The sequence below is a fragment of the Paenarthrobacter sp. NPDC091711 genome, from assembly GCF_044756605.1.
Taxonomy (GTDB): domain Bacteria; phylum Actinomycetota; class Actinomycetes; order Actinomycetales; family Micrococcaceae; genus Arthrobacter.
On sequence record NZ_JBIVTF010000007.1, the window covers coordinates 142,106 to 167,056 of the forward strand.

Sequence of the window (24,951 nt, forward strand, 5' to 3'; positions counted from 1 at the left end):
GCGCTGAGAACGACCTGATCTGCTACTTACATGGGTCAGCCGGGCATAAAAAAGACCCGCACCGGCGAACCGGTGCGGGTCTTCATCTGTGCGCCCAAAGGGATTCGAACCCCTGACCTTCTGTTCCGTAGACAGACGCTCTATCCAGCTGAGCTATGGGCGCATTTCGTGTGATTCTCGGCGGTCTGTTTCTCTGACCCCCTCGAACCTCAATAAACTTTACAGAAGTTCATGTGAAGTTCCAAATCGAAAAGCTGTAATCTAGGCAACTAGACCGGTCTACGTGACCTTCGTCACTTAAAATCCGCTTCCGTGATCATCAAACCCTGATTTCTAGCGGTTTTCCCTTCCCGCCACCATGGATGTCCGATGTCTGACAGCGGATTGGTCTGGTCCGCGGCCCCTATCGTTTAGGACACACCACTGAACCCGAGGAAGGGAACCGCAATGGGCGATCTGGCGCGACTGCCGCTGCTTGAGAAGGCACCTACTACGCATGCACGCCTGCTGGCCTGGGTTGAGGAAGTTGCCGAGCTGACTCAGCCGGACCGCATCCACTGGGTTGATGGCAGCGAAGCAGAAAACAAGAAGCTCACGGACGAACTGGTTGAGGCCGGCACGCTGAAGCGGCTGAACCCGGAAACGTTCCCGAATTCCTTCGCGGCGTTCTCCGATCCCGCTGACGTTGCCCGTGTGGAAGAGCAGACCTTCATCTGCTCCGAGAACGAGCGCGACGCAGGCTTCACCAACAACTGGATGGCCCCGGCCGAGATGAAGCAGAAGCTGCGCGGACTGTTCGCCGGCTCCATGCGCGGCCGCACCATGTACGTCATTCCGTTCGTCATGGGCCACCTGGATGCTGAGGACCCGAAGTTTGGCGTCGAGATCACCGACTCCGCCTACGTTGTTGCCTCCATGCGCATCATGGCCCGCATCGGTACGGACGTCCTTGACCGCATCACGCAGACCGATGCTTTCTTCGTTCCGGCATTGCACTCGCTGGGTGCACCGCTCGAAGCCGGCCAGGCCGACGTCGCGTGGCCGTGCAACACCGACAAGTGGATTGTTCACTTCCCCGAAGAGCGCTCCATCTGGTCCTTCGGCTCCGGCTACGGCGGAAACGCCCTCCTGGGCAAGAAATGCTACGCGCTGCGCATCGCTTCGGTGATGGCACGCGACGAGGGCTGGCTTGCCGAGCACATGCTCATCCTCAAGCTGACCTCCCCCGAGCAGAAGACCTACTACGTCTCCGCTGCCTTCCCGTCCGCCTGCGGAAAGACCAACCTCGCGTTGCTCGACCCCACCATCAAGGGCTGGAAAGTTGAGACCCTGGGCGACGACATCACGTGGATGCGCTTCGGTAAGGAAGGCGAGCTCCGCGCCGTCAACCCCGAGGCAGGACTCTTCGGCGTCGCACCGGGAACCGGCTGGGGCACCAACCCCAACGCCATGCGTGCCATCGCCAAGGGCAACAGCATCTTCACCAACGTCGCATTGACCGACGACGGTGGCGTCTGGTGGGAAGGCATGACCGAGGAAACTCCGTCGCACCTGACCGACTGGCGCGGTGAGTCCTGGACTCCGGACTCCGACGCCCCGGCTGCGCACCCGAACTCCCGCTTCTGCACCCCGATCGACCAGATCGACATGCTGGCCGAGGAGTACTTCAGCCCGGGCGGCGTGGAACTCTCCGCGATCCTGTTCGGTGGCCGCCGCAAGACCACCATCCCGCTGGTCACCGAGGCCCGCGACTGGTCCAACGGCATCTTCATGGGCTCCACGCTGTCTTCGGAAACCACGGCGGCTGCCGCTGGCGCCGTTGGCGTTGTCCGCCGCGATCCCATGGCAATGCTTCCGTTCATCGGTTACGACGCCGGCGATTACCTGAACCACTGGGTGAACCTGTCCGCCAAGGCGAACCCGGAGCGTCTGCCCAAGATCTTCCTGGTCAACTGGTTCCGTCGCACGGCTGAAGGCGGCTTCGCCTGGCCTGGCTTCGGGGACAACGCCCGTGTGCTCAAGTGGGCCATCGAGCGCCTGGAGGGCAAGGCTGACGCTGTGGAAACCCCTATCGGTTTCGTGCCGACCGGTGAATCCATCGACCTCGAAGGCTTGGACATGACTCCTGCCGAGGTTGAGTCCGCTGTTCGCGTCGACCCTGAGGAATGGGCCACCGAGCTGGCATCCATCGAGGAATGGTTCGCCAACTTCGGCGAATCGCTCCCGGCGGCACTCCAGTCGGAGCTGGACGGTCTCAAGACCCGTCTGGGCTAGACCTCTTAGGAACAACGGCGTTCTTAAGTGAACGACGACGGCCCGTCACCTTTCGCATGAAAGGTGGCGGGCCGCCGTCGTGCTGGGTCCTGGATCGCGTGACTTAGTTGGCGAGCCAAACGTCAGGGCCGAACACTTCGTAATGAATGCGGGTGGCCGGAATTCCGGCGTCAATGGCTTCGTCGCGGATCTTCTTCATGAAGGGGAGCGGGCCGCAAAGGTAAAGCGACGCGTCGGCGGGCAGGTCCACCTCGCGCAGCGACATGAAGCCCTCCTTGGAACCTTGCTGGGGACTTTCCAGCCACAACTGCAGCTCGGCATCGATTTTCGCGGCGTCCGCCGTCATCTGTCCGCTGAGTGCCCAGTTCTCCATGGTTTTCTCAGCATGCAGGACCATCACTTGCCGGCCGGTACCTGTCTGCGCGAGCGCCCGCAGGATGGATGCCGCGGGGGTGCAGCCGATGCCCGCCGATGCCAGGATGACCGGGCCATCTCCCTCCCTGAGGGAAATTTCGCCGTAAGGATTCGAGATCTCAAGGATGTCACCAGGTTCGACGCCGATATGGAGGGCGGTGGATACCTCACCGCCGTCGTTCAGCTTGGTGGTAAAGACCCTGCTGGTGCCCGTGTCACCGGACAGTGAATACTGGCGAACCTGGCGGAGCCCATCCGGGAGCTGGACCTTGACGCTGACGTACTGACCAGGTTTTGCTGCCGTGACAGGAGTGTCGTCGGCCGGCTCCAGGGTGAAGGTCATGGCGTCCGTGCCCGCCGGATCCTTAGCTGTGACCCGCCATGGCATCCACATCTTGCCGTTTGACTGTGAAGCGTAGAGGTCCTTCTCGAGCTTGATCAGGGCATCGGCCATGAGCCAGTAGACCTCTGTCCATGCTTCGGCGATTTCCGGCGTGATGACCTCGGCCAAGTCAGCGGCGATGGCTGCGAAGAGGTGCTCGTAGACAACTCCGTACTGGTCCTCGGTAATTCCGAGGGAGGCGTGCTTGTGGGCTATGCGGGACAGAACTTTTTCCGGGAGGGTACCTGGGTTGTCGATCAAGTGGGTGGCAAAGGCGGCGATGCTCCCGGCCAAGGCCCGCTGCTGATCCCCGGAGCGCTGGTTGGAACGGCTGAAGAGTCCGTCGAGCAATTCAGTGTGCGCGGTGAAAAGTCGATTGTAGAAGTCGACGGTGATCGTGCCGATCCGTGAACCTACCAACGGCAACGTGGCTTCGATGATGGGGCGGGACTTTTCCGAGAGCATGGTTCTCCTGGTTGTCGGGGCCGGGGTGCCGACCGAATATATAAGCATTCGAAATGCCTATATTTATATCCCAAGTTCTACACTGCGTAGAAGAGTTGCGCAAACCGGAATGGAGTTGGCTGCTGAGGCCTGCTGCTTTTGCCTGCGGGGGCTACGACTGTGTTGCTGGCGTCCTGAACTCCGGCCGCAGCCCGATGGACTGGAACACCGGGTTCATCTGGCGTGCGTGGGGGAGGGCAGCGATAACCACGGAATCGAGCTCCGTGTAGAAGGCCTCCCGGGCCCGGTTCATCGCATGGCGCAGGCCGCATTCATTGATGAGCGGGCAGTTCTTCGTGGGGGACTGGCACTCCGCTGGATCCTGGCGGCTGTCCAAGTGCCGAAGGACTTCTCCAACCGTGGCCCTGCGCCCGGACTCATTGAGCCGGGAACCGCCCAGCCGTCCCCGTTCAACATCGATGTAGCCCAGCGCACGCAAGCGGACCATTGCCTTGCTGACGTGGTTGTAGGGCGTTCCCACAGCATCGGCCACCGCTTGCGTGGTCAGCAGCGTGCCTTCGGGAGCCGCAGCCAACACCATGATGGCGCGGAGGCTGACATCTGCGAAGGCGTTGATTTTCATGGGATCAGCTCACGGGTAGCGTCTAGTCCACCCAAATGGATGGTTCGTGGGTATCGGGCTCCATACCGCTAAAGGCGAAACCGTCCACGGTGGGAGTGTAGGGAATAATCGCTGCGCGGACTTCCCCGTCCCGGTGTTCGGCTGCGCCATGGATGCCGTCAGATCCATGATCCGGCAGGCTGACGTCACTCACAACGGATACAGCCTTGAAGTCATCACGGCCCTGGCGCAGTAGTTCGTGGATGTCGGCCAGCATCCCGCCGGCATCGATGTCACCATGCTCGTCAGGTTCCCCTGGAGTGACCAGAACAATCCGGAGCTCGCCGTCGTCCGACAGTGTGACGGCAAACGGAAGGAACCCGCCGTTCTGCTGGAGATGCTCTTGAGCGGTCCCGAGGGCTGTGCCCAGCGTCTCGCGGAGTTCCCGGTCCTGGACTGACTCACCCTCGCCAGGTGTGGTGGAGGACTGCTCGCTCATGCCGACCACACCTGAGCAGGAGTCGGTACCACTGCCGTCTCTCCGAAGGCGACAGCCTGAGACTGTTCGTCAATCTCATAGGGTTTCAAAAGGAGCATGGAAAGACCCTCGGTGTGTTCAATGTGGAGCCTGAGTGCGTCAAGGGCAACGCCCTCACCGCTACTGGGGGTGAGCCGGACATCGCTGATAATGCACGTCCCGCGTAATGACTCCATCTTGTGGCGGAAGCCCTCGGTCATCATCCGGACGGACTCTGCAGAATCGATCTCGTCATCCTCGTTGGGATCGTGGTAGGCCATATGCTGGCCGATTTCGCCACCGAGATCGGCAGTAACACCGTACGGCGCCAACGAGCCGTTCTTTGCCAACTGATCCTGGGCGAAAGGAACGGCCGCACCAACAAGATTGAAAACATCTTGGATGGCCTGCTCAGAGAGGCCCTCATGCCACCATTCTTCAGCAGCATTCGTCCCTTCACCGTTCCATACATAGGGTTCCTGGGCTTCTACCCTGGGGTCGCTCAAGACGGGGTGCTTCAAGAACTTCTTGCGGGTGAAGTCCACACGGATGATCTGGCTGATGCCACTACGGTGTTCAGCCCAGAGGTGGAGCGTGTCCTCTTTCTTGCCCGCTTGTGGATCCAGGACAGCAACCATGGCGAGGAGGTTTTCGGCATGGTCCGAGAAGAGATCAATGGTCAGCTTCACGGACAGCATTGGATCCGGGGGCATGGTCCCTTGGATTTCCTGTGGAACTTCGCCGCGGTGGATGGTGCCGTCTGCGTCGAGCATGAAGACGAAGGGGGCGAAACCCTTATTAATGACCAACTGAGCGTCGGCCAGTCTAAGAGCTTCGGCCACGACTGCAGCCAATTCGGACTCGGGCGAGGTTCGTGCCTCGGACGGAATCTGCGTCATGCCGGCCAGCCCTTAGACCCGGACCAGCGCCAGGACGCGATCGCGGATCTTTTCCATGGTGGCCTGGTCCTTGGCTTCAGCATTCAGGCGCAGGAAAGGCTCCGTGTTGGACGGGCGGAGGTTGAACCACCAGCTGCCGTCCTTGGCCGTGAACGTGCTGCCGTCCATGTGATCGATGTCGATGTCTTCGGTTTCGAAGTCCAAGCGAACGCGTTCCACGGCGCCGGCCTTGTCCTCGATCTCGGAGTTGATCTCACCGGAGGAGACGTACGGTTCGTATTGGCGGCCCAGCTCGGACAGCGGACCGTCCTGCTCGCCCAAGGCGGCGAGAACGTGCATTGCGGCAAGCATGCCGGTGTCAGCGTTCCAGAAATCCCGGAAGTAGAAGTGTGCTGAGTGCTCACCGCCGAACACGGCACCTTCCTCGGCCATGACAGCCTTGATGAACGAGTGTCCTACGCGGGTCCGTACGGCACGGCCGCCGTCCTTCGCCACGAGCTCGGGCACGGCCTTGGAAGTGAGGAGATTGTGAATGATCACCGGGGTCTCTTCGCCTGCGGCCTGGGCGCGGGCGATTTCACGCCGGGCCACCATGCCGGTGATCGCAGACGGGGAAACGGGTTCGCCCTTCTCATCAATGACGAAGCAGCGGTCCGCGTCGCCGTCGAATGCGAGGCCGATGTCGGCGCCGTGCTTGACGACGGCAGCCTGGAGATCGCGCAGGTTTTCCGGCTCCAAGGGGTTGGCGGGGTGGTTCGGGAACGAGCCGTCAAGTTCGAAGTAGAGGGGAATGATCTCGAAGGGCAGTGCCGGGAGGAGTTTGTCGCCCAGTACTGCGGGGGTGGTGAGGCCGGCCATGCCGTTGCCTGCATCCACCACGATCTTCAGCGGACGCGAGCCCGAAAGGTCCACGAGCTTCCGCAGGTATTCGGAGTAATCCTTCAGGACGTCATGGACGCCGATCTCGCCCCGCGTGGCTGCGGCGGGGATCATGCCCGTGTTCAGGTACTCCTCGGCGAGGGCCTGGATTTCCTTCAAGCCGCTCTCGGAGGAGATGGGCTGGGCGCCGGCCTTGGACATCTTGATCCCGTTGTAGGCGGCGGGGTTGTGACTGGCGGTGAACGTTGCGCCGGCGGCGTTCAGGGCCCCGCAGGCGTAGTAGAGCTCATCAGTTGAGATGAGGTCCAGCAACTGGACGTTAGCGCCACGTGTGGCTGCGCCGTTGGCAAACGCCTGGCTGAACTCAGGAGAGGAGGGGCGCATGTCGCCGCCAACCAGTACCGTTTCGCCCTCCAGGCCAAGGACGTCAATGAAGGCAGCGCCAACAGCCTCGACGATTTCAGCCGTGATGGTTTCACCCACGATGCCCCGGACGTCGTACGCCTTGAAGGAAGCCGAGAGGTCGAATGTCTTGTTTTGCTCGCTAGTCACGGGCTCAATCCTACTGTGGCAACCCAGCTGGGGTTGAACTGAACGCCGGACCTGTGGATAGCGGTTGTCCACATAGCCGGGCGGCCGGGTTCTGGCGGTCAGGGTCGGCTGGAATACTGGGTTGATGGCCAACAACTCCAACGCTGCCGTTTCCGTGCAATCACCTACCCATCAGCAGGCTCTGGCGTGCCTTCGTGAGTTGGTGGGCCACCCCGAAGCGCAGTTCCATGACGGACAGTACGAGGCCATCGAGGCGTTGGTGGACGCGAGCCGCCGGACCCTGGTGGTTCAGCGCACCGGTTGGGGGAAGTCAGCGGTCTACTTCGTCGCGTCATTGCTGCTGCGAAGGCGGGGCGCCGGGCCAACGCTCATTGTGTCGCCGTTGCTGGCCCTTATGCGTGATCAAGTGGCCGCTGCAGCCCGGGCAGGCGTGCGGGCCGTCGCCATCAACTCCGCTAACGCCCTGGAATGGGACACGGTCCTGGACCAATTGGCCTCGGACGAGGTTGACGTCCTTCTGGTTTCCCCGGAACGGCTCACCAACCCTTCCTTCAGGGAGAACCAGCTCCCGGAGCTCATCCGTCGAACCGGGCTCCTGGTGATTGACGAGGCTCACTGTATTTCGGACTGGGGACACGACTTTCGCCCTGACTACCGCCGGATTGCGGACCTCATTGCCCAGTTGCCGGACTCTGTCCCTGTCCTGGCCACCACAGCCACCGCCAACTCCAGGGTGGTTCATGACATCGAGGAACAGCTGGGTGCGGGAGTACTGACCATCCGTGGCGCGCTGGGTCGCGAGTCACTGCGACTCGGGGTTCTGACACTGCCCGATTCCCGGGATCGACTGGGGTGGCTTCTGACGCACCTTTCAGACATGCCTGGAAGCGGCATTATCTACACGCTCACAGTCTCGGCGGCGGAGGATACTGCGCGGCTCCTTTCGGAGGCCGGGCACAACGTCCTGTCCTACACAGGACGGACGGACCCCGCCGACCGGGAGCGCGCGGAACAACTCCTCAAGGACAACCAAGTGAAAGCCCTTGTGGCCACATCGGCACTGGGTATGGGCTTCGACAAACCGGACCTGGGATTCGTGATCCACCTGGGTGCTCCGTCGTCTCCGGTTGCCTATTACCAGCAGGTAGGCCGTGCAGGCCGTGGAGCAGCCAACGCAGATGTCCTGCTGCTGCCGGGCTCCGAAGACCGCGAAATCTGGCAGTATTTCGCCACAGCATCCATGCCCTCGGCTGAGAAGGCTGACGCGGTGCTGAGCGTGCTGGGGGAGGCAGGGGCAGCTCTTTCCACTGTCGCTTTGGAGGCCCGCGTGGACCTTCGCCGCACACCGTTGGAACTGCTCCTCAAAGTCCTGGCCGTTGATGGCGCCGTGGAACGCGTCGGTGGCGGTTGGCGATCCACCGGCACACCGTGGACCTACGACGCCGAGCGCTACGCGCGCATCGCCGAGGCCCGCGTGGATGAGCAGGACTCCATGGTGATCTACCAGGACACAGCCGGTTGCCGCATGGAGTTCATCACCTCCGTCCTGGATGACGAAACAGCAGCCGCTTGCGGACGCTGCGACAACTGCGCCGGGCGATGGTTCCCTGTGGATGTGGCGGCTTCGGCAGCCGATGCCGCGGGACAAACTCTCCGCCGCGCGGGCATCGCCGTTGAGCCGCGCCTTCAGTGGCCCAGCGGAATGGACAGGCTCGGGGTGGCGGTCAAGGGAAAGATCAAGCCGGATGAGAGCGTCTCCGAAGGGCGGGTCCTTGCCAGGCTCACCGACCTGGGCTGGGGCGGTGCCTTGAGGGAGCTGTTCGCCGCAGGAGCTCCGGACCGCGCCGTGGATCCTGCCATGCTGCAGGCCTGCGTCCAAGTTCTGCGCGAGTGGTCGGGGGCCGAAGGAGGAACGCCGTGGAGCGGCGTTGGACGTCCAGCGGCGGTAGTCAGCATCCCGTCCCGGAGCAAGCCCCAGTTGGTGGAGTCCTTGGCGCAGGGAATTGCCGGAATAGGACGGATGCCTTACCTGGGGCAGTTGCAACCCCAACACGGAGGGCCAACCGGTGCCCGCGGAGGCAACAGCGCCTACAGGCTGGCCGGCGTGTGGGACCGCCTCGTTGTGGGACCCGAGCTCGCTCAGGCGTTGGCGGGTACAGGAGGGCAGCCCGTGTTGCTGGTGGACGACATCATTGACAGCCGTTGGACCATGACCGTATCTGCCCGGGCGTTGCGCCAAGCTGGTGTGGGCGCCGTTCTCCCACTGGGGCTGGCTCAGGCAGGCTAGGGTCCGGGACGGCTGGGACCCAGGACGGTCCTCACGGGCTGGATAGCTCACCGACGGACTAGCTGTACTAACCCGGTAGCAGCTTGTTGACGCGGCAGGCCGGAGGGCTCACCCTCGGTAGATTTACGTCATGTTGTGATCGCTCCCACTTTGCGTCTATAGGATCGAGCAAACACGCCTGCTTCCCCGTCGCAGGCCACCAGCCAGAACTTGGACCGGAGCCATGAGCACAAACCCCAGCGCCGACGTCGAAACTTCCGACGAAACCAGTTGGCGGCCACGGCTGGCCCTCTTGGTTGCGGCAACGTTCTTCATGGAGTTCCTCGACGGGACGATCCTCACCACTGCCATACCAAGCATTGCCTCCGACTTCAGCGTGGCTCCGGCGGATATCAACATCACTATGACCGCCTACTTGGTGACGGTGGCCATGGGCATCCCGTTGAGCAGTTGGCTTGCCGAGAGGTTCGGTGCCCGCCGGATCTTCTGCCTGGCGATATCGGTGTTCACCATCGCATCGTTGCTGTGCGCCATCAGTACGGACCTGACCATGCTGACACTGAGCCGAGTCGCCCAAGGGATGGGCGGAGCCATGATGGTTCCGGTAGGCACATTGGTGGTCCTGAGGGGCACCCCCAAATCGGAGCTCCTCCGTGCCACCGCGTATCTCGTTTGGCCTGGCCTCCTGGCACCGGTCCTGGCTCCGATGGTGGGCGGCGCCCTCACCACTTTCCTGTCATGGCACTGGATCTTCATCATCAACGTCCCGCTAGGCCTTGCAGCCTTCATCGCTGCACTCAGGCTGGTGCCGCGAACAACTTTTGATGCCAAGCGTCGCCTGGACTGGTTCGGGCTCCTTCTCACCACACTGGGCGTGGGTGCCCTCGTGGTTGGCCTGGAAACCTTGGGCGGCCACGCGTCCAATGTGCTAGCCGTGATGGTGGTTGTTGGAGGCCTGCTGTCTTTGGCCGGTGCCGTGTGGTGGATGAGGAAGGCGCGCGTCCCACTGTTCAATCTGAGCGTCTTTGGCACCAGAACTTTCAGGGCGACCTCCACAGGCGGTTTCATCTATCGGCTGACCATCAGTTCGGTTCCTTTCCTGCTGCCCTTGATGTTCCAGGACGGATTTGGCTGGGATCCCCTGAAAGCCGGGGTAATGGTTGCGGCCGTGTTCGTGGGAAACATCGGCATCAAGCCGGCCACTACGCCCCTCATCAGGCGCTTTGGATTCAAACCGGTGCTCGTCTTTGCATCGTTCGCCTCCGCAGTGACCTTCGCTTTGTGCGCCTTCCTGGACGCCCAAACACCCGAGCCACTGATTTTCGCCCTGCTGTTGTTCAGCGGTGCTTTCCGTTCGATCGGGTTCTCCGCCTACGCCTCGGTGCAGTACGCGGACATCGTTCCGTTGCAGTTGCCCTCAGCCAACGCGATCTCTGCAACGCTTGTTCAGTTGGCGGCCGCGGCAGGCATCGCGGTGGGTGCCCTATTCCTGCGCCTTTTCGAGACCACGCATGTGTTCGGGGCGGATCAGGTGTCGGCCTACAAAGGGGCGTTCATTGCCATGGCCGTCTTGATGCTGATCAGCACTGCGGACAGCCTGAGCCTCCACCGTCACGCAGGGGCCGAGGTCAGCGGCGGAGCCAAGCGCAATTAAACGCAAAAGGTCCCGGTTCGAAAACCGGGACCTGTTCGCGGAGACGGGGGGATTTGAACCCCCGGTGGAGTTGTGCCCCACACTTCATTAGCAGTGAAGCCCATTCGGCCGCTCTGGCACGTCTCCCTTTGCTATTGCTAGCCCACCAAGGATACGCAGAACGTGCCTTCCAGCGCAAAACGCCTTGGCCAAGCTGCCCATTTCGATGGTTCCCTGCCAGACATGCCGTGCGCGCGGCACTCTCAGCAGGGAACCATCGAAGCGGACGGGGGAAGCGGGGCCGGGAAGCGGGGGCCCGGGGCAGGGTGTCAGTTGCTCCCGGCCAGGGAACGCCAGAGGAAGTGGTTGCTCCGGGCCTGAAGTGCTGCCGCCTGCCTGTTATCCGATGCTCCCGCGTGTCCGCCTTCCAAGGCTTCATGGAACCAGACGTTCGGGATGCCCATGGCCTGCATGCGTGCCGCCATTTTGCGGGCTTGGACAGGACCCACACGATCATCGGAAGTGGCAGTCCAAATGAAGGTCTCGGGGTATTCCACACCGTCGTGAAGCAGGTGGTACGGCGAGAAAGTGCGGATGAATTCCCATTGCACCGGCACGTCGGGGTCACCATATTCGGCAATCCACGAGTAGCCCGCGGATAGCTTGGTGTAGCGGCGCATGTCCAGGAGCGGCACACCGCAGGACACGGCTCCGAACAATTCCGGGTACTGGGTCAGCATGTTGCCTACCAGGAGGCCACCGTTGGAACCGCCGACGCAACCGAGCCGCCGGCGGCTGGTAACACCTCGCGAAATGAGGTCGTTTGCCACTGCGGCGAAGTCCTCGTAGGCGCGGTGCCGGTTTTCCTGGAGTGCCGCGCGGTGCCAGGAGGGACCGTATTCGCCGCCTCCGCGGATGTTCGCAACCACGTAGACGCCGCCTCGTGAGTGTGCGGCAGCGCCGTCGTCGGACGCTGCGCCGGTGGTGCGGCGCTCAAGCCAGGCCCGGCCGATGGTTCCGCTGTATGCGGGTGTCCGGGAAATCTCGAAGCCGCCATAGCCGGACAGTTGGGTGGGGTTCTGGCCGTCCAACACCAGGTCCTTGGACGCGACTTGGAAGTAGGGGACCTTGGTCCCGTCGGCGGACACGGCGAAGTGCTGCTGGACTTCGTAGTCGGATTCGTTGAAGAACGACGGCGACCGCTTCACTTCGGCATGCCGGCTCGCCACGCTGGAGCCCCCGGAAGTGGACGCAAGAAGCGTCCCCCGCGTCAACGTCGTCGGCGTGGTGAAGCCTGTGGCCACCAGCCAGAAGTCGTTGCCTTCGGTGCCGGTGTCTTCGTCGTCCACAGCATAGGCATTGACGTCGTGCAGGGGAGGGCAGGCGTCCAGGACAGTGGATGCCCACACCCCATCGGAGTCAACAAGAGACGGGTCGAGCACCCGGATTTCAGAGGACACGTCGCGCAGGAGGTTCAGCAGGAGGTAGTCCTTGGTCCAGCTCCAGGACTGCAAGGAGGTGTGGGCGTCGGGGGCAAAAAGGACCAGCAGTGAACGGGACCCCGCCAGATACGAGTCGAAATGTGCGGCCAGCAAGGAACCCGCAGGGTAAACAACGCCGGCAATATCCCAGTCCTTCTGCGGACGGAACAATAACCATTCCCGGTGGGCGCTGATGTTCACATCGGTGGGAACATCGATGACCTGCCAGGAGTCGTCGCGCAGCAGCGAGGTACTCCGGTTGTAGAAGTCGATGTAGTCCACGGCGAAGGTCCGTTCATAGCCCGGGGTGGAGTCGTGGGCCACCATCGCCAGCATGTGGTCCTCCGGGATGTCGAAGAGCCGTTCAGCGTCCGCAAGGGATTGGCCGCGACGAAGCTTGACGCCGGTCCGCGCATAGGAGGAGGTTGTCGCAGGCAAGCCGTCGGCGGTGCTGGAGACGAGCAAAGTATCGGCATCCAGCCAGCTGACGTTGCCCTTGGCTGTGGGCAGGTCGAAGCCGCCCTCCACAAAGGTGCGGGATTCGACGTCGAACTCGCGGTGGCGGTCAGCGTCGCCGCCGTCGGGGGAGAGCGAGACCATGGCCAGACGGTATGCGGCACCGTCGGCAGGGCGGAGGAATCCGGCTCCGTGGAACACCCACTCGATGCCTTCGGAGGCGGCAAGGGCGTCGATATCGAGCAGGACATCCCACTCGGGTTCGTTGGAGAGATAGCTTTCCCACGTGGTGCGGCGCCAGAGTCCCTTGGGGTGTTCCTGGTCTTTCCAGAAGTTGTAGTAAAAATCGCCACGCTTGTTGACCATGGCGATCCGGTCCGTGGAGTCGAGGACCTCCAGGATGCCGGCTTCGACGGCCTGGTACTCGGTGTCTTCCAGCAGGTCTTCAGTGCGTGCATTCTGCTCGCGGACCCATGCCAGCTGCTCTTCGCCGTGGATATCCTCGAGCCAAATGTTTTCATCCGTGGGCTCAGGCGCGACGTCCGCTGCATGGCGCGGGCCGGAAGCCGTTACGTCATTCTGGGGAGGTGGCGTCTGATCAGCTTCTGCGGTGGTCATCGCCCCATCCAAGCAACACTGTTCAACAGTAAGCAAGTCACACAGAAGTTAGGCTAGAGCGTGGCTAAATCGCAAACCAACCGTGTTGCCCTGATTGGGGCCGGCCCCCGGGGCACCAGTGTCCTTGAGCGGTTGCTTGCGAATTGGGCTGCGGACAGCCAGCCAGGAACCACCCTTTGCGTCAACGTTGTGGATCCGTACCCGGCCGGTTCGGGCCACGTGTGGCAGCCGGAGCAGTCACGCCTGTTCCTGATGAACACCCAGTCGTTCTATCCCACCCTCATTCCTGAGGACCCCGAGCTCGCCCCTCCGCTCACGGGTGGTTCGTTCGATCAGTGGCGGGAGGTCCGTCGTCGTGATGGCGAGGGACTGGACGACGCCGAGAAGGCTGAGTTGGCCACGCTCGAATCGCATGACTTCCCCAGCCGCGCGCTGTACGGACGCTACCTTCGCCAGACGTTGGATGGGCTGCTAAAACGGCTGCCCGACGGCGTCGAGGTCACCTTCCATCAGACACTCGCCGTTGCTGCGCGCCCGGTTGAAGACGGGTTCGACGTCGAACTCGCCAACGGCGCCACACTCACCGTCGGTTCCGTGGTCCTCGCGCTGGGCCACATCGAATCCCGGCTTAATCCGGAGCAGCGGTCCTTCAAGAGCGCGGCGGAGGACCGTGGGCTGCTCTATTTCCCGCCTGCTCCGCCGGCAGACGTCGACTGGCAGGCTGTGCCGGACAATGAGCCCGTGCTGGTCCGCGGCATGGGTTTGAACTTCTTTGACGTCATGGGCCAGTTGACGGAGGGTCGGGGCGGCAAGTTCGTCGAGGCTGGTTCGCCGGGCGCGGGTGTCTTGGAGTATCGGGCCTCGGGCAGGGAACCGAGGATCATTGCTGCCTCCCGAAGAGGCACCCCCTATCGGGCAAAGGCGGGGCTGGCAGGCTATTACCCCAGCAGCATCACCATGCGCTACCTGACAGAAGCCGCGGTGGACAGGTTCCGCGCGGCCGGCATCCAGCCCGGTTTCGATCATGACCTCTGGCCGCTGCTGCACCGCGATGCCCTGTGGGCTTATTACTCAACGCTTGCCCGGTCCCAGCCAGCCTCGATCAAGGACCCCGCACAGTTCCTCGCAGACCTTGAAGATGCGCTCCAACCGCATGCGCACACCACTGCGAACTGGGAAATTGACGTGGGAAACCTCGTTGAAAAGCACGTGGTCACTTCCCGCCGCTTGAATCTGCGGGGGCTCGCGGCGCCGCTCGCGGGCCGGACGTTCGCGTCCCGGAGCGAGCTGGACGCCGCTATCACGGCATATCTGGATGATGATGCCCGCCGATCAGCGCTGGGTGAGGCGGACCCCGTCAAGATGGCCATCGGTGCTCTTCACACTGGACGGGCCATCCTCAAATCGGTGGTGGCGGACGGCGGCATCACCGATGAGTCCTGGCTGGCAGGGTTGCGCGGCTGGTTCGAGTCCTTTGTTGAAGGGTTGGCCAGCGGCGCGCCAGCCCTGCGTTCGGAACAGCTGGCCGCTTTGGCGCGTGCCGGCGTCGTGAGTTTTGTGGGCCCGGACCCGAAGTTCAGTGTGGACCGGGGCGCCAAAGTGTTCCGGGCGGTTTCGCCGTGGGTGCACGACTCCCCGGTCGAAGCCCGGACCCTCATCGAGGCGATGTCTCCGGCTAACAGGGTGGGCATCAACCTCTCGCCCCTGCTGGAACAGCTCATGGCGGATGGTCTGGTGCGCACCAAAATCATGATGAGCGTTGAAGGGACGCCCATGCAGACCACCGGTCTTGACGTTGAACCACACCCGTACCGGCCCCTGGCGGCCAACGGATCGGTCACCGACGGACTGTACGTGCTGGGCCTTCAACTCTCGGCTTCACAGTGGGGGACGGCCATTGCTGCGGAAGCGAAGCCGCGCACCGGCCCGGCCTACGCGAGCGGACAGCGGACCCTGCGTGATGCGGACGAGATTGCCCGCAGCATTCTGGGCCGCTAGCGGCGCCAGCTTGCGGGTGCTTCCGCTCTTCGCTATGGTGTGAGCTGCATCACCGAATAGATGGTGCGCGCTTTTGATCTGCGGCGGGAGAGTCCTGCCGGTACATCCCGTCAGGCGCCGTAGGAGCAAACCCTCCCCAGGAATCTCTCAGGCCCATGTACCGCCGCGGCGAGGCAACTCTGGAAAGCAGTCCGGTCACCGGGCTCACCGAAGGTGCAAGCGGTCCTGCCCTGCAGGGCCGCGGAAACTCTCAGGTCCACGTACAGAGCGGGGAGGAACCCGAATCAATGTGGCACCCTGTGCCGCCTGAACGATGGAGTTCCTTTGACGATTCAGCGCCCGCCTTCCACTGGTCCAGATTCACCCCACCTCGAGCGACAACTCAGCAACCGGCACATCCAGCTCATCGCCATCGGCGGAGCCATTGGCACCGGCCTTTTCATGGGCTCCGGCAAGACCATTTCCGCTGCCGGCCCGTCCGTCATCTTCGTGTACATGATCATCGGCTTCATGCTGTTCTTCGTCATGCGTGCCATGGGCGAATTGCTGCTGAGCAACCTCAATTACAAATCCTTCAGCGACTTCGCAGCGGACCTCCTGGGACCTTGGGCCGGCTTCTTCACCGGCTGGACCTACTGGTTCTGCTGGGTCATCACAGGGATCGCGGACGTGATCGCCATCGCCGGGTACTCCCAGGAGCTTTGGCCGGCCCTGCCCCTCTGGGTGCCGGGACTGATCACCATCGGCATCCTCCTGCTCCTGAACCTCGCCACGGTGAAAGCCTTCGGTGAGACCGAGTTCTGGTTCGCCCTCATCAAGATCGTGGCCATCGCTGCCCTCATCATTGTTGGCCTGTTCATGATTTTCAGCGGCTTCCAGTCCGATGCCGGACCGGCCACGTTCTCCAACCTGTGGAGCCATGGCGGCTTCTTCCCCAACGAATTCATGGGCTTTGTAGCAGGCTTCCAGATCGCCGTCTTCGCGTTCGTGGGCATCGAACTGGTGGGCACCACAGCAGCCGAGGCCAAGGACCCCGAGAAGAACCTGCCCAAGGCCATCAACTCGATCCCCATCCGTGTGCTGCTCTTCTACGTCGGCGCGCTGATCATCCTGATGTCCGTCACCCCGTGGACCCAGTTCGCTGCCGGACACAGCCCTTTCATTGCCATGTTCTCGCTGGCAGGCCTCGGCGCAGCGGCCACCATCGTCAACCTTGTGGTGCTGACCTCCGCAATGTCCTCCGCCAACTCGGGCATCTACTCCACGTCCCGCATGGTGTTCGGTCTGGCTCAGGAGGGCGACGCGCCCAAGGTGTTCGGTGCGCTCTCCGGACGTAAAGTACCCCGCAACGCCCTGTTCCTGTCCTGCATCCTGCTGCTGTCCGGCGTCGTCCTCATGTACGCAGGCTCGGACATCGGCAAGGCGTTCGACATGGTGACCACCGTGTCCGCTGTTTGCTTTGTTTTCGTGTGGTCCATCATCCTGGCCAGCTACCTTGCCTTCCGGAAGCGTCGTCCGCACCTGCACGAGTCCTCGGCGTTCAAGATGCCCGGTGGAGTGGTGATGGTGTGGGTAGTGTTCGCCTTCTTTGCCTTCGTTTTGTGGGCGCTGACCACCCAGCCGGACACTCTCATGGCACTGCTGGCCACTCCCGTGTGGTTCGTTATCCTGGGGGTCGCCTGGCTGATTCTCCGCCGCCGCCCCGCGCACTTGGCCCGCTACGAGGAGTTCAAAGCTGAGCTCCAGCGGGACGCGGACAGGGTCGATTTGGACAACGTCCAAGAAACGGTACCTGCAAACAAGTAAGGCGCGGAGCAACAGTTTTATAGGACAAACAGCTTCGTAGAACAAACAGCCGGACCCCTCACGAACGAATTCGTGAGGGGTCCGGCCTTTCTTGTTCACGCTAAGGAGCGGTTAGCCCCTCAAGCACCTCTGATACTCCAGCCATGCAAACGCGTACCGGAGCCATCCCACGACGTCGTACCACTTGGACGGCTTGGCAGGTGCGGTGCACTGCGGCGGGTTTGGACCGCTCTCAGCCACGTTCACCAGCGCCTTCACCACGGTTCCACTTTCGACGGCGGTGAGCACCAGCGTGCCCGTCCCTGCAGCTGCCGCTGCGGGCACTTTGAGGTTCACCGTGGCCGCACCGGCTGTGACCGGGACGGGGCCCAGAGCAACAGCAGTGCCCTTGGAATCAAGGAACACAGCGTTCAGCGTTGCGTTGGCCGGGCTGCCGATGGAGGTGAGGTTCAGTTTGGAGACAGCCAAAGCGATGGAATCTCCGGCCTTCACCTCAGCCGCAGTGGTGTTGGCCACGGCAACGGAACGGCGTGCGAAGTCCGGAGACACAGGATTATGTGCCTGCAGGTACTTGATCCACGCATCGCGGTCCACCAGGCCTGTGTCCTTGGTGTTGCTGCCTTCCTTGAAAATCCGGAAGTTGTCACCTCCGGTAGCCAGGAAGCTGAAGGTACCGATTCTGTACTGCTTGGCAGGATCAATCACGGCTCCGTTCACCCAGATGCCGGTGATGCGGTCCCCGGCGGGGCGAGCGGCGTCGTAGGTGTAATTGACATTCTTGGACACGCCCAGCTGCTGGTAAGGGCGGCTGGGGATGGTGCCGTCAGGGTTGGTCTGCCACTGCTGCTCCAGGAGGGTCTTGAACTGCGCACCCGTCAGGGACGTGGTCCAGAGGTTGTTCACGAACGGCAGGACCGCGTTGGCCTCGGCGTAGGTGATGGTGCCGTCCGGGGCGTAGTACAGCTCGTTGCGCAAGCCGCCGGGGTTGACGACGCCGATCTCCGCCGCTCCCAGTTCAGGCGCCTTGAGCGTATCCACCAGGGAATCCGCCACCAGGTTGCCCAGCGTGGACTCACTCGCGCGGTCGTCCCGCTTGGGGGCGCCGCCAGCCGGGTCCGGGGTAAAGGCGGTGGTGATATCAGCGGTCACTGCACCCACCGGCTGGTTGCCGATCTCTGCGGCTTGGGCGAGGGCCTTGTCCACGATCGTCTTCACAGCTGCCACCCGCGGGTAGGCAGCTACGAGGCTTTCAGAGGTCTCGGTGGTCCGATCCACCACGGCGGCCTTGTAGGCAGTGACCGTTTTGCTTGCCGTGTCCACTGTGAGGGTCACGCTGCCCACGTTCTCACCGTAGTTGCCGGTCTGGACGATGGGCCGGGTCTTGCCGGTGGGCTGGCCGTTGGCATCGAGGATCGGGGCGTCCCAGGCGTACTCCTTATGGGTGTGCCCCGTGAAGATCGCGGCGACGTCAGGAGTGGTTTCGTTGACGAGCTTGGCGAACGGACCACCGGCAGCAACTTCCTGCTCCAAGGTGGCGCCCTCGGGCGTGCCGGAAGCGGCGCCGTCGTGGTTTTCCACGATGATCAGGTCGGCCAGGTTTTCAGCCTTGATCTTCGCGGCCACCCGGTTGATGGCTTCAACAGGATCGCCGAACTCCAGGTCCGTGATTCCGGCCGGCGTCACCAAAGACGGAACTTCCTGGGTCACTGTACCGATCACGGCTACACGCATGCCGTTCATGTCCAGGACCTTGTACTCCGGCAGGACCGGTGTGGTGGTGCCCTTCTGGTAAACGTTCGCGCCCAGGTAAGCGAACTTCGCGTTGCTCCCGCCGGCAACAACGCGATCCCGCAGGTCCGCCCAGCCGCCGTCGAACTCGTGGTTGCCTACGGCGGAGGCCTGCAGGTCAAGGGCATTCAGGACATCAATGGTGGGCTGGTCCTTCGCAACGGAGGAAGCGAAGAGGGAAGCCCCGATGTTGTCACCGGCGGAAATGAAGGCCGTAGCGCCGGGGGCAGCTGCCGCGCGGAGCTTCTCAACTGTTCCGGCGAAGAGGACCGTGTTCGAGTCGATGCGGCCGTGGAAGTCGTTGATACCCAGGAACTGCAGGTCAACTGTGGCAGCTTCGTCGGCGGTCAGGTTCAGGCCCACCACCACAGGGTCGTGGTCGCTGGCCCGGAACTCGTCACCGGCATAGTAGTTGGTCACATTGTTGTTATACCTGCTGTACTCCAGCGCCACGGACTCTACGGAGTTGATGTTCCAGATGTCGGTTCCGGTGACCACCTTGTGGGCGGCAGGGGAAGCCAGGATGTGGTCCAGGGAGCCCACCATGCCACCGAACAGGTAGGAGTGCTTGCCGGTACCCACTTCCAAGTCCGTGTAGCCGGCACCTGTCAGGACGTTGATGGGATCTTCTTTGGAGTAGGCGTTGAAGTCACCGATCAGGAAGACCTTGTCTGTCCCTTTCGAGGCCTGAAGTTCCTGGGAGAAGGCCAGCAGCGATTCGGCTTGCTTGGTGCGGGCGATGTTCGAGGCGCCTTGGCCCTTGTCCGTGTCATCCGGCGTTGCTGCTGAGCCTTTGGACTTGAAGTGGTTCACGATCGCGATGAACTTCTTGTCATCGTCTCCGCCCACCGGCTTGAAAACCTGGGCCAGGGGCTTGCGGGCACTTGCAAAAGCCACGGTGTCATTGTGAATGATGGACTCGCCCACGGGCTCGGCCACGGACTTCTTGTAGATGAACGCGGTACGGATCATGTCTTCATCGTTCAGCGGGGGAGCGTTGGCGGGTGTGCGCACGTAGTCCCACACGCCCGGCGTCTTGAGGTTGAGGGCGTCCACCAGTTTGGACAGGGCGTCGTCGCGGTTCTTGCCGAACTGCGCCGAGTTCTCAATCTCTTCGAGGGATACGACGTCGGCGCCGGACTTGGTGATGGCGGCGACGATCTTGTTTTGCTGGCGCTCGAAGTTCTCGGCATTGGCGGCACCGCGGGCGTTGCAGCCTTCCTTGACCGTGATCGGGTTGCCGTCGCGGTCGGTGTAGAAGACACAGCCGGACAGTTGGTCACCGGTGGTGGGGAAGTAGTTCAAAACATTGAAGGAAGCCAGTTTGAGGTTGCCTCCAACATCCGCGGGACCGTCCGGCCGGGTGGTGGTGAAGCTTGCAGGCTGGACGGAGTCAGCGTTGGCCGCAGTCAGCGCGGTGAGGGGCTGGAACTTCCAGGAGTTGTTGCCGTAGCCCAAAATGACGTCGGTCCGGAACTGCGCAGGCGAGCCCACGCGTACGGGGTCCGATGTTGTCAGGTAGGGCAGTTGCTGGGCTTTGGTGGTGGCGTCCTTGAGGAAGTTGGTGGACGCGCCGTCGTCGAGCTTGATGCCGCGCAACGCGTTGTCAGCTACCACAGCGGCGTATTCCGGCGAGCCGTAGGTGGCCACCGCAGTGGGCTGCACCAGAGGGGATGTACCGGCTGCGAGGCCGATCTCGCCGTACTGGTTCAGGGAGTAGTTGTCCGTCACCGTGAAGTCACCCTGTGGAGCCAGGAGCATGCCCTCCAGGCTTTCCCGCGCGGCCTCGTTGGCGGGCAAGGTGAACGGAGTGGACTTGACCTCCGGTGCCGCCTCGGTCATTTTCTTCAATCCTGCAGCTTCAACGGTGAGCTGGGTCTGGTTGGCGAATTCGCTGACCACGCCGGTGAGTTGGAGGTAGTCGCCGGGTTGGACCGTGGCCGTCGTCGAGGGTGAATAGACGAACAAAGCGTCCGACGCCGTCCTGGCCGCCCCCGCGCTTTCACCGCCAGTTCCGGGGGTCTGGACGTAGTAGCCGTTGAAACCGCCTGTTGCGTAGACGGCCGTAACCTTGCCGCTGGTGGTCACGGTACTGCCAACGAACGGACTGGCGGGGCCGGTGCCCTGAATCTCGGCAATGGCTTTGACGCCGGGCTCCGGTTGGGGATCAACCGGTGGAGTCCCGCCGCCGGTGGAGGCCGTGGGAGTGATAGTCGCGTTGAGGCTGAAATCAGCGGCGTTGGAGTTGGTGTCCACACCGTTGGTGCGGTTCAGGCTCTTGACGTCCGCGTTGGTGATGGGTGCAGTGGCCGCGGCGGTCTCAAAGGTGTTGGAAGTCCCATAGCCGAGGAGGTCGGCGATGGCGGCGTTGCCCGTCACCGAACCCGCAGGAAGGGGTGAGACTGCGCCTGGCTGCTTGGCGAGGACCAGGGTTCCGGCTGTTCCGCCGGGGTTCAGTGTGCCGGTTGCCTGAACATCAGCAGCGGGCAGTTCCGGTGCGGTTGACGTACCGCTATTAGTGGCACCCTTGACCAGGAAGTATCCCTTCGGGGGAATGCTGCCGGTCAGGGGAGTGATGCCTGTGGGCGCAGCCGTGCCCGTGGCTGACCGGTACTGCAGAGACCAGCCCGCCAGGCTGACCGGGGCGTCCGAGGAGTTGTAGAGCTCCACGAATTTATTCTTGAAGGCGGCTCCGCTGCTTCCGCCGCTGAGGTAGGCCTCGTTGATCACCACCGGGGAGGTAGCGGCTGCGGCAGGATCGTCCGCGGCCATGGCCGGGACGGCTGTCAGCGGGGCCGCTAGCAACCCGACTGACAGGACCGTTCCCGCGAGTAGTTTCCAGTGTTGTTGTTGCATCCGCTCTAACTTTCATCAGTGAGCCCTTTGGAGCTCCATGAATGGCGCCCACTGTCTTGTGAAGTGGGCGAATGCCGGAAGTTACTCCCGGGTAAAGCTGCCTCGGACCTAGCTGAACACGAACGGATGAATGGAGGGTTGACCCAAGGTCAACAATGAGGGACCGTGCGCCGGTCCGGTGGTACGGCGACTAGTTGGTCTGACCCAAATCCTGGATGACCTTGAAGACGGCTCCCGTGGGGTCGGATAACGTGGCCAATCGCCCGAAAGGAGTGTCCTCCGCGGGCTGCATGACGGTGGCGCCGAGGGCCGTGGCTTGCTCAACGCTGGCGTCTGTATCCTCCACGGCGAAGTACACACTCCACATCGAGGGGACCTGTTCGGGGAGGAACCCGGAAGCATCCATGATCCCTGCCTTGGCGTCGTCGCCGGCGCCAAGGGTGGTGTAACGGAATTCCGGGGTGTCACTCATGACTGACGTGTCCCAGCCGAAGACCTTCCGGTAGAAGGCCACCGCGGACTCGTAGTCCTTGCTCAGGAGTTCGTGCCAAGCGGGAGCACCGGCCTCCGCCGCAATCTCATAGCCCTTCATTTCCCCGAACTGCCAAGCGCCTATAGCTGCACCGGAAGCATCCGCGTACATGGCCATGCTGCCTTGCTCAGGGACCTCCATGGGTTCCAGGAGCACCTGGCCCCCGCTGGCGGCTGCGGCCGCGGTAGTGGCCGCGATGTCGTCAGTGCGCAGGTACGTGGACCAGAGGTCCGGCATGGCACCCATGTCCGCCTGCTTCTCCATGATGCCCGCAACCATCCGGCCGTCCTTGGAAGCCGTGATGTAGCCGCCGTACTTCTCCTGGTCTCCTGTTTCGTAGGTCCAACCGAAAAGTGCCGTGTAAAAGGCCTTCGCTTTTTCCGTATCGGACGTCATGAGGTCAATCCAGCAAGGGGAACCGGGAGTGATGTCAGGCTTGGGCATAGGTGAGGCTCCTGTTGTAGTGCCGCAGCCAAAAGGTGCAGCTGATGTCCGTGGTGTGGAGACAGGAAGAACACTATGTGGGGCCTCTGACAGTTTCAATGATTTACCGGTTGTCAGTTCTCAGTTCGGAACGGGAACCACGCCGCAGATATACGTCCGCAGACACAAAAATGCCCCGGGTCCTGGGACCCGGGGCATCTTATTTGCGGAAGGTAAGGGATTTGAACCCTTGGTACGGGGTTACCGCACACTGGTTTTCAAGACCAGCTCCTTAGGCCGCTCGGACAACCTTCCTCGCCTAGTAGTGTTTCATAGGGAGTTGGCTGTTCCAAAACATCACGTCTTCCGGCCCCTGCCCGGGGTCCGGAAGACAAGCAAGAAACCGGGAGTTCGTCATGAAAGCCGTCTACATCTCAGAGCCGGGCGGGCCCGAAGTCCTCGAGATCCGCGAGGTCCCTTCTCCGGTGCCCGGCGAGGGCGAGGTCCTGATCGACGTCGTGGCCGCGGGGTTGAACCGTGCGGACGTCCAGCAGCGGAGAGGGTTCTACCCGCCACCCCCGGGCGCATCGGAAGTACCAGGCCTGGAGGTTTCCGGCCGCATCGCCGCCTTCGGTCCCGGCGTCACCAAAGCATTCTCCGTGGGAGACAAAGTGGTGGCATTGTTGTCCGGCGGCGGCTACGCCCAGCAGGTGGCAGTCCCGGCGGAGCAAGTACTGAGGATTCCCGACGGCGTGGACCTCATCACAGCGGCAGCCCTGCCAGAAGTTGCAGCCACCGTGTACTCGAACCTGATCATGACCGCACAGCTGCAACCCGGCGAGACAGTACTCATCCACGGTGCAACCGGCGGCATTGGCACCATGGCCATCCAACTGGCCAAAGCCTATGGTGCAAAGGTGGCAACCACGGCCGGAACTGACGAAAAAGTCGGCACAGCCAAGGCCTTCCTCGGCGCCGATATCGCCATCAATTACACCGAAGAAGACTTCGCTGAAAGCCTCAAGGCACGCAACGGAGGCAAAGGCGCGGACGTGATCCTCGACGTCGTGGGTGCCAAGTACCTGCAGCAGAACATCGATGCCCTCGCCGACTACGGGCGACTCATTGTCATCGGCCTGCAGGGTGGCACCAAGGCAGAGATCAACCTCGGGCAGCTCCTCAGCAAACGCGCCGCCGTCATCGGCACGGCATTGCGGCCGCGCCCCGTGTCCGAGAAGGGCATCATCATGTCCGCAGTGCGTGAGGCAGTGTGGCCAATGATCACTGACGGAAGGATCAGGCCGTTGGTGGCCAAATCCTTCCCCTTGGAGCAAGTTCGCGAAGCGCACCAGTACTTCGACTCCGGTGAGCACGTGGGTAAGGTTCTGCTGCTCCTCTGATCAGCCCGTTCACCTGCGTCCATCCGCCCCACTGCAGCGAGGAGCCACATGTCCATCCGGCACAGCCTGCTGGCCCTGCTCCAGGACCAGCCGCGCTACGGCTACGAGCTGCGTGTCGAATTCGAGGACCGTACAGGGGCTGCCTGGCCGTTGAACATCGGGCAGGTCTACACCACCCTGGACAGGCTTGAGCGCGACGGTCTGGTCAGCAAAGACGGCGACGACGGCGGTGGGCACGTCATCTACAGCATCACTGGCGCAGGGGCTGAGGAAGTCGAGGCCTGGTTTGCCGGTGCTGTGGACCGCGCCAATCCTCCCCGGAACGAAATCGCCATCAAGCTGGCGCTCGCAGTGACGCTTCCCGGCGTGGACACGTCCGCGGTGATCCAGTCCCAGCGCGAGGTCTCGGTCAAGGCCCTGCAGGAGCACACGCAGGCCAGAAAAGCGGTCTCGGCCAACCAACGGTCATCCGATACTGCCTGGCTCCTGGTGCTCGATTCCTTGATTTTCCAAGCCGAAGCTGAAGTCCGCTGGTTGGATCTCTGTGAGGCCCGCATGGTCCAAGGCCAGGTAAACGGGGGATCGAGCCAGCAGGCTCCTCCTCGGCGGGAGAGCTGACGTCCGGCGCAGGGTAATGACCGTTCACCGCGTACCTGCAGACGTTTGCCGTGTACCGCCCTATCCTGTCCG

General features: G+C 62.6%; 15 protein-coding genes, 3 tRNA genes and 1 riboswitch. Of the genes, 7 read left to right on the forward strand and 11 right to left on the reverse strand.

What is annotated here, in order from left to right:
* Positions 1-89: 89 nt before the first annotated feature.
* A tRNA-Arg gene (locus ACIQH5_RS12890) sits at positions 90-163 on the reverse strand.
* 284 nt (positions 164-447) lie between these two features.
* Between ACIQH5_RS12890 and ACIQH5_RS12895 the strand changes: the two genes are divergently transcribed.
* Positions 448-2,274 (forward strand): phosphoenolpyruvate carboxykinase (GTP), encoded by a 1,827-nt coding sequence (locus ACIQH5_RS12895; protein ID WP_400403787.1) that lies wholly within the window; start codon positions 448-450, stop codon positions 2,272-2,274.
* Between the two features lie 103 nt (positions 2,275-2,377).
* Here the strand turns inward: ACIQH5_RS12895 and ACIQH5_RS12900 are convergent, their stop codons facing one another.
* The 5 genes from ACIQH5_RS12900 to ACIQH5_RS12920 form a co-directional block, all read right to left on the reverse strand.
* Positions 2,378-3,535 (reverse strand): globin domain-containing protein, encoded by a 1,158-nt coding sequence (locus ACIQH5_RS12900; RefSeq protein WP_400403790.1) that lies wholly within the window; start codon positions 3,533-3,535, stop codon positions 2,378-2,380.
* 151 nt (positions 3,536-3,686) lie between these two features.
* Positions 3,687-4,157: an RrF2 family transcriptional regulator gene (locus ACIQH5_RS12905; protein WP_400403792.1), complete on the reverse strand. Its 471-nt coding sequence runs from the start codon at positions 4,155-4,157 to the stop codon at positions 3,687-3,689.
* A gap of 22 nt (positions 4,158-4,179) precedes the next feature.
* Positions 4,180-4,635, reverse strand: coding sequence for a hypothetical protein (locus ACIQH5_RS12910; protein ID WP_400403794.1), 456 nt, complete (start codon positions 4,633-4,635; stop codon positions 4,180-4,182).
* Positions 4,632-5,552, reverse strand: coding sequence for a hypothetical protein (locus tag ACIQH5_RS12915; RefSeq protein ID WP_400403796.1), 921 nt, complete (start codon positions 5,550-5,552; stop codon positions 4,632-4,634). The genes ACIQH5_RS12910 and ACIQH5_RS12915 overlap by 4 nt, the downstream gene beginning before the upstream one ends.
* A gap of 12 nt (positions 5,553-5,564) precedes the next feature.
* Complete coding sequence (locus ACIQH5_RS12920; RefSeq protein WP_400403798.1) at positions 5,565-6,983, reverse strand: phosphomannomutase/phosphoglucomutase; 1,419 nt, start codon at positions 6,981-6,983, stop codon at positions 5,565-5,567.
* A 124-nt stretch (positions 6,984-7,107) separates the two neighbouring features.
* Between ACIQH5_RS12920 and ACIQH5_RS12925 the strand changes: the two genes are divergently transcribed.
* Positions 7,108-9,270 carry a RecQ family ATP-dependent DNA helicase gene (locus ACIQH5_RS12925; protein WP_400403800.1) on the forward strand — a complete coding sequence of 721 codons (2,163 nt, stop codon included), beginning with the start codon at positions 7,108-7,110 and terminating at the stop codon, positions 9,268-9,270.
* A 223-nt stretch (positions 9,271-9,493) separates the two neighbouring features.
* Complete coding sequence (locus tag ACIQH5_RS12930) at positions 9,494-10,924, forward strand: MFS transporter (protein ID WP_400403802.1); 1,431 nt, start codon at positions 9,494-9,496, stop codon at positions 10,922-10,924.
* A 38-nt stretch (positions 10,925-10,962) separates the two neighbouring features.
* Here ACIQH5_RS12930 and ACIQH5_RS12935 read toward each other — a convergent pair.
* Positions 10,963-11,050: transfer RNA gene (locus ACIQH5_RS12935), tRNA-Ser, on the reverse strand.
* A 182-nt stretch (positions 11,051-11,232) separates the two neighbouring features.
* Positions 11,233-13,458 carry a prolyl oligopeptidase family protein gene (locus ACIQH5_RS12940; RefSeq protein WP_400403805.1) on the reverse strand — a complete coding sequence of 742 codons (2,226 nt, stop codon included), beginning with the start codon at positions 13,456-13,458 and terminating at the stop codon, positions 11,233-11,235.
* 60 nt (positions 13,459-13,518) lie between these two features.
* Here ACIQH5_RS12940 and ACIQH5_RS12945 point away from each other — a divergent pair, with 60 nt between their 5' ends.
* On the forward strand, positions 13,519-15,456 hold the full coding sequence (locus ACIQH5_RS12945) for an FAD/NAD(P)-binding protein (RefSeq protein ID WP_400403808.1): 1,938 nt from the start codon (positions 13,519-13,521) through the stop codon (positions 15,454-15,456).
* Positions 15,457-15,530: 74 nt separating this feature from the next.
* A riboswitch (glycine riboswitch) is annotated at positions 15,531-15,629 on the forward strand.
* A gap of 151 nt (positions 15,630-15,780) precedes the next feature.
* Positions 15,781-17,262, forward strand: coding sequence for a D-serine/D-alanine/glycine transporter (cycA, locus tag ACIQH5_RS12950; RefSeq protein WP_400403811.1), 1,482 nt, complete (start codon positions 15,781-15,783; stop codon positions 17,260-17,262).
* A gap of 111 nt (positions 17,263-17,373) precedes the next feature.
* Here the strand turns inward: cycA and ACIQH5_RS12955 are convergent, their stop codons facing one another.
* From ACIQH5_RS12955 to ACIQH5_RS12965, 3 genes are all read right to left on the reverse strand, one after another.
* Positions 17,374-21,906, reverse strand: coding sequence for an ExeM/NucH family extracellular endonuclease (locus ACIQH5_RS12955; protein WP_400403814.1), 4,533 nt, complete (start codon positions 21,904-21,906; stop codon positions 17,374-17,376).
* Between the two features lie 190 nt (positions 21,907-22,096).
* Positions 22,097-22,882, reverse strand: a complete 786-nt coding sequence (locus tag ACIQH5_RS12960) for a VOC family protein (protein WP_400403817.1) — start codon at positions 22,880-22,882, stop codon at positions 22,097-22,099.
* 206 nt (positions 22,883-23,088) lie between these two features.
* A tRNA-Ser gene (locus tag ACIQH5_RS12965) sits at positions 23,089-23,176 on the reverse strand.
* Positions 23,177-23,277: 101 nt separating this feature from the next.
* On the opposite strand from ACIQH5_RS12965, the gene ACIQH5_RS12970 reads away from it, so the two are divergent.
* Together ACIQH5_RS12970 and ACIQH5_RS12975 are read left to right on the forward strand one after the other, a co-directional pair.
* Complete coding sequence (locus ACIQH5_RS12970; protein WP_400403820.1) at positions 23,278-24,261, forward strand: NAD(P)H-quinone oxidoreductase; 984 nt, start codon at positions 23,278-23,280, stop codon at positions 24,259-24,261.
* Between the two features lie 48 nt (positions 24,262-24,309).
* Entirely contained in the window at positions 24,310-24,879 is a 570-nt protein-coding gene (locus tag ACIQH5_RS12975) for a PadR family transcriptional regulator (RefSeq protein WP_400403822.1), read from the forward strand.
* The last annotated feature ends 72 nt before the right edge of the window (positions 24,880-24,951 follow it).